Source organism: Mesorhizobium sp. M6A.T.Ce.TU.002.03.1.1 (assembly GCF_003997275.1).
In the GTDB taxonomy this organism is placed as follows: domain Bacteria; phylum Pseudomonadota; class Alphaproteobacteria; order Rhizobiales; family Rhizobiaceae; genus Mesorhizobium; species Mesorhizobium mediterraneum.
In genome coordinates this window covers 1-4,655 of the sequence record NZ_RZTI01000106.1, presented here as the reverse complement: position 1 = coordinate 4,655, position 4,655 = coordinate 1, and the positions used below count along the sequence as shown (strand labels likewise).

The following is a 4,655-nucleotide window of genomic DNA, read 5'->3' as shown; positions in this document are numbered from 1 at the left end:
CCCGCCACCCCCGGCCCCTGCCGAGTCCGCAAAACCAGCCGAGGCAGCGCCTGCGGCACCGGCTCCTGCAGCGGAACCGGCCAAGCCAGCCGAGGCCGCACCGGCCGAAAGCAGCCATGTGATCGTTGCCGGCGATACCTATTGGGATCTGGCGGAGAAGGCCTATGGCGATGGCGCCAAGTGGAAAACGATCTCCGACGCCAACAAGAACTACGAACCGCGCCGCCTTCCCGTCGGCGCAACCTTGACTATGCCGGCCGCAAACTAAGTTCTTCCGTCATTGTCGGAAAACCCGTCCGGGTAACCGGGCGGGTTTTCTGCTTTCCGCCTGAGGTTAAGATAAGGTGCGGCCAGACGCTGCATTGAAAACCGGCGTGGCATCGCTAGTTTCGCGCGGTGTCCGGAGATCCCTTTATGACGCTTTCCAACCCTGTCGATCCCAAGGCTGCGAAGGCCCTCGGCCCGCTGCCGCCGGTCGGAGCGGGCAGGATCGGTGTCATACTGGTCAATCTCGGCACGCCCGACGGCACCGAATTCAAGCCGATGTGGCGTTATCTCAGGGAATTCCTGTCCGATCCGCGCGTCATCGAACTCAACAAGGCGATCTGGTACCCGATCCTCTATGGGCTGGTTCTCACCACGCGGCCGAAGAAGTCAGGCGCCAACTATGCCAGGATCTGGAACCGGCAGCGCAACGAGTCGCCGCTGCGCACCTACACCCGCGCCCAGAGCGAAAAGCTGACCGAAGCGCTGCGCGACCTGCCCGATGTCGTCGTCGACTGGGCGATGCGTTACGGCAATCCTTCGACAGAGAGCGTCGCCAAAGGGCTGGTCGCGCAAGGCTGCGACCGCATTCTCTCTTTTCCGCTCTATCCGCAATATTCCGCGACCACGACCGCGACCGCCAACGACCAGTTGTTTCGCGCGCTGATGAAGATGCGCCGCGCACCGGCGATCCGCAGCGTGCCGCCCTACTATGCCGAACCGGTCTATATCGAGGCGCTTGCCCGTTCGATCGAGCGCCATCTGGCGACCCTCGATTTCGAGCCTGAGGTGGTCATCGCCTCCTATCACGGCATTCCGAAACCCTATTCCGATAAGGGCGATCCCTATCAGGCCCATTGCCTGGAGACGACCCGGCTGCTGCGCGAAAAGCTCGGCTGGGATGAGAAGAGGCTGATTACCACCTTCCAGTCACGCTTCGGTGCGCAGGAATGGCTGCAGCCCTACACCGACAAGACGGTCGAGAAATTAGCCGGAGAAGGCGTGAGATCGATCGCCATCGTCAATCCGGGCTTTTCTGTCGATTGCATCGAGACGCTGGACGAGATCGCCAGGGAGGCGGCCGAGACTTTCCATCACGCCGGCGGCGAGACGTTCGCGCACATCCCTTGCCTCAACGACAGTGCCGAGGGCATGGCGGTGATCGAGGCGATGGTGCGGCGCGAACTGTCAGGCTGGATCTGAAGCGGGTTTAATCGCGCAGCTAGCGCGGCTGTCTATACACCGGCAATCCGCGATCACCTGATTGTAACATTTCTGAAACACACTTAAGTGTTTGGTGAAGTCGGTTGTATGGAAACGACTATCGCATCGGCACGAAAATCGGAATCGATTTTTGGGAAGCATGATGTGCAGGTATAAAAATTAGAGCGTACTTTGTGCGTCCGGTGAACGCGCGTCGCTCTAACGTGCTCGGCATCTGAGGGAGAGCCAAATGGATTTCAGTGGTTTCGATATCGCGCTTCTTGTTCTTGTCGCTCTTGTCGTGCTCGTGCTTTTCAAAGGCATTCGGACAATCCCGCAAGGCTACAATTATACCGTCGAACGCTTCGGCCGCTATACCAAGACATTGAGTCCCGGCCTCAACCTCATCGTGCCGTTCGTCGACCGCATCGGCGCCAAGTTGAACATGATGGAGCAGGTGCTCGACGTCCCGACCCAGGAGATCATCACCCGCGACAACGCCACCGTCGCCGTCGACGGCGTCGCGTTCTACCAGGTGCTCAACGCCGCACAGGCCGCCTACCAGGTCGCCGGGCTGCAGAACGCCATCCTCAATTTGACGATGACCAACATCCGTACCGTGATGGGCTCGATGGACCTCGACGAGCTTTTGTCAAACCGCGATGCCATCAATGAACGCTTGCTGCGCGTCGTCGACGAGGCGGCACATCCCTGGGGCATCAAGATCACCCGCGTCGAGATCAAGGACATCAATCCGCCGGCCAACCTTGTTGAATCGATGGGTCGCCAGATGATGGCCGAACGCAACAAGCGCGCGCAGATCCTCGACGCCGAAGGCCTCAAGCAGTCGCAGATCCTGGAAGCCGAGGGCCGCAAGGAAGCCGCCTTCCGCGACGCCGAGGCGCGCGAACGCTCCGCCGAGGCCGAGGCCCGCGCCACACAGGTGGTGTCGGAAGCGATCTCCAAGGGCGACGTGCAGGCGCTCAACTATTTCGTCGCGCTGAAATACACCGAAGCGCTGACCAAGATCGGCTCTGCCACAAACAGCAAGGTCGTGCTGATGCCGATCGAAGCGTCATCACTGATCGGCACGCTCGGCGGCATCGGCGCAATCGCCAAGGAAATCTTCGGGAGCGAAGGCACTGCCGGCGGCGCGCGGCAAGCTTCACGCCCGCCCGTGGTTCGCCCCAGCCAGACCTGAGGCCGATCCCATGTTCAACCGCATCATTTCCGAACTCGGCCCCTGGAATTGGATGGTTCTCGGTTTCGTCCTCCTCGTAATGGAGGTCATCGCGCCGGGCATCTTCATGCTATGGATCGGCATCGCCGCGTTGCTGATCGGTGCAGTCTCCCTGCTCATCTGGGACGCGGGTTTCTGGACCTGGCAGGTCCAGGTCCTCGCTTTCCTCGCGATGTCGCTGGTTTCAACCTATGTCGGCAAGAGACTGGTGGGTGGGCGCCATGACCCGACCGACCAGCCACTGCTCAACCGCCGCGGCGCACAAATGATCGGCAGGATGGCGACGCTTGCCGAGCCGATCAAGGACGGCCGCGGCCGCATAAAGCTCGGCGACACACTATGGCGCGTCTCCGGCCCCGATCTGCCGGCCGGCACGCAGGTGCGCGTGACGGGAGCGGCCGATACCGATCTGGAACTGACGGTCGAGGCGGTTCAAGGCTGATCCCACCCATCTCCGCGGAGTGACTTTCAAGCAGACTCTGATGTCTGTCAGGCTGCGCCGATGCGCAGCAGGTCGTGCAGATGGACAAGTCCGACCGGCCGTTTGCCCTCGACCACCATCAGGCTGGTGATGGCCGAATTGTTGATCGTCTGCAGCGCCGTCGCCACCAGCGTGTCCGGCCCGGCCGTCTTCGGCTCCTTGGTCATGACCTGATCGACGCTCATCGCCAAAAGATTGCTGCCGATGTGGCGCCTGATGTCGCCGTCGGTGATGATGCCGATCAGCGCACCGTCCTTGGCGGTTATCGCCACGCAGCCAAACCCCTTGCGCGACAATTCGAGGATCGCTTCGCGCATCCCGGTGCCGGAAGGCACCAGCGGCAGCCTGTCGCCGACATGCATGATGTCGCGGATCTGCGTCAGATTGGCGCCAAGCTGCCCGCCGGGGTGGAAGGTGCGGAAATGATCCGGCGTGAAGCCGCGCGCTTCGAGCAGCGCAATGGCCAGCGCATCGCCGATCACCAGTTGCAGCAGCGTCGAAGTCGTCGGCGCCAGGCCATGCGGACAGGCCTCCGACGCGCGCGGCAGCAGAAGCACCACATCGGCCTCGCGCGCCAGCGCCGATCGCTCTCCAGCGGTGACCGCGATCAGCGGGATCGAGAAGCGCCTGGAATAGGCGATGATGCCCTTGAGCTCTAGGCTCTCGCCCGACCACGACATGGCGATGATGGCATCGTCCCTGGCGATCATGCCGAGGTCGCCGTGATTGGCTTCGGCAGGGTGGACGAAGAACGCCGGTGTGCCGGTCGAGGCGAGTGTCGCGGCCAGCTTCGAGCCGATATGACCGCTCTTGCCGACGCCGGTGACGATGACGCGACCCTCGATCTGCGACACCATGTCGACGGCGCGCGCGAACGGTTCGGCCAATCCGTTTTCGAGCGCGGCCGCCAGCGCCGCGACACCGGCCTGCTCGGTTGCCACCGTTCTGAGCGCCGAGGCTATCGAAGCTTGCCCGTCGAGCCGCTTCTTGTCTGGGGATCCCGCATGCATGGCTGATGCGATTAGCGCTTTGCCATGCGCCTGTCCAACGGAATTGCCATTCAGTGCGGGCTGATGAACCGCCGCCTCAACCCTCCGTTAACCATCCCCGTTTACGGTTCGGTAAGTATGGCGCGCGCGCGCCGCGCAAGCAGTGGTGGCGATGTCCGGGGCCCAGCCTGAAATGAAAAGAAGACGAAACGGCAAGGCGGTCTGCGCCTTGCTGCTGGCGACCAGCGTCTTCGCCTTGCTGCGACCAGCGCAGCCCTATGCCCAGGTAACCGAGCTGCGCGGCGAGGTTTCGGAATCGGCGATTCTGGCCGGCGCCCAGGATCAGACGGCACAGGCCGGCGCAACCACCCAAAGCGATGCGCCGGCGCCCACCTATCAGCCGGCCAGCCCGGGCGCCGTACAGGACGATGACACGGCGCCCGCGACCGGCAGCATTTTCGATCCGCCGGAAGCCACC

Annotated in this window: 5 protein-coding genes and 1 pseudogene; 5 read left to right on the top strand and 1 reads right to left on the bottom strand. The window is 62.7% G+C overall.

Features of this window, described 5'->3' with window-relative positions:
• The 4 genes from EOC93_RS34985 to EOC93_RS24950 all read left to right on the top strand — a co-directional run.
• On the top strand, window positions 1-268 hold a 268-nt coding region (locus tag EOC93_RS34985; protein WP_245461534.1), incomplete at its 5' end, for a LysM peptidoglycan-binding domain-containing protein.
• Between the two features lie 146 nt (window positions 269-414).
• The gene (gene hemH, locus EOC93_RS24960) at window positions 415-1,467 is read left to right on the top strand and encodes a ferrochelatase (protein ID WP_095484070.1); all 1,053 of its coding nucleotides are present in this window, start codon (window positions 415-417) and stop codon (window positions 1,465-1,467) included.
• A gap of 250 nt (window positions 1,468-1,717) precedes the next feature.
• Complete coding sequence (locus EOC93_RS24955) at window positions 1,718-2,668, top strand: SPFH domain-containing protein (protein WP_095484069.1); 951 nt, start codon at window positions 1,718-1,720, stop codon at window positions 2,666-2,668.
• Between the two features lie 10 nt (window positions 2,669-2,678).
• Window positions 2,679-3,149: an NfeD family protein gene (locus EOC93_RS24950; protein ID WP_095484068.1), complete on the top strand. Its 471-nt coding sequence runs from the start codon at window positions 2,679-2,681 to the stop codon at window positions 3,147-3,149.
• A gap of 47 nt (window positions 3,150-3,196) precedes the next feature.
• On the opposite strand, the gene EOC93_RS24945 is transcribed toward EOC93_RS24950, so the two are convergent.
• Entirely contained in the window at window positions 3,197-4,198 is a 1,002-nt protein-coding gene (locus tag EOC93_RS24945) for a KpsF/GutQ family sugar-phosphate isomerase (RefSeq protein WP_127205931.1), read from the bottom strand.
• A gap of 151 nt (window positions 4,199-4,349) precedes the next feature.
• Between EOC93_RS24945 and EOC93_RS24940 the strand changes: the two are divergent.
• A pseudogene (locus tag EOC93_RS24940) lies at window positions 4,350-4,655 on the top strand (hypothetical protein); the annotation flags it as partial.

Bases quoted from the DNA above. Each gene is read 5' to 3' on its own strand.
- hemH (WP_095484070.1), top strand. From the start codon at position 415: ATGACGCTTTCCAACCCTGTCGATCCCAAGGCTGCGAAGGCCCTCGGC.
- EOC93_RS24955 (WP_095484069.1), top strand. From the start codon at position 1,718: ATGGATTTCAGTGGTTTCGATATCGCGCTTCTTGTTCTTGTCGCTCTT.
- EOC93_RS24950 (WP_095484068.1), top strand. From the start codon at position 2,679: ATGTTCAACCGCATCATTTCCGAACTCGGCCCCTGGAATTGGATGGTT.
- EOC93_RS24945 (WP_127205931.1), bottom strand. From the start codon at position 4,198: ATGCATGCGGGATCCCCAGACAAGAAGCGGCTCGACGGGCAAGCTTCG.